1 protein-coding gene and 1 pseudogene are annotated in these 415 nt (G+C 65.8%); both read left to right on the forward strand.

Features of this window, described 5'->3' with window-relative positions:
• Positions 1 to 111 (forward strand): annotated as a pseudogene (locus RM844_RS33100) (sigma-70 family RNA polymerase sigma factor); the annotation flags it as partial.
• Positions 112 to 148: 37 nt separating this feature from the next.
• On the forward strand, positions 149 to 415 hold a 267-nt coding region (locus tag RM844_RS33105), incomplete at its 3' end, for a GNAT family N-acetyltransferase (RefSeq protein WP_394814666.1).

The raw sequence follows: 415 nt of genomic DNA on the forward strand, positions 1-415 counted from the left end.
GGTATGTCACAGGGGAGTTTGGGCCCGATCCGTTCCCGTTGCCTTGGATGTCTGCGCAGAATGCTCGCGGCGGAGGTTGCCGTCCCTGAACTGCGGGGAAGAGGGCGATAGGCAACCGGGCGGACAGGTGAGCGGGAGGCGTGCACACATGGGCATGAGCGTGATCATCTCGGCGGCGACGGCACAGGACGTGGAGCAGATCTTCCGGCTCCAGTACCTCTGCTTCCAGCGCGAGGCCGAGCTGTACGGCAACTACCGGATCGACCCGCTCGTCCAGACCCTCGACGCAGTACGGGACGAAGTCGCCGACGACCTGGTGTTCGTGGCCCGTCTCGGCGACGAAGTCGTGGGCTCGGTACGCGGTTTCACCGATCCGGACGGCACGGGCCAGATCGGCAAGCTCTGTGTGCACCCC

This window comes from Streptomyces chisholmiae (assembly GCF_031845445.1).
Lineage (GTDB): Bacteria > Actinomycetota > Actinomycetes > Streptomycetales > Streptomycetaceae > Streptomyces > Streptomyces chisholmiae.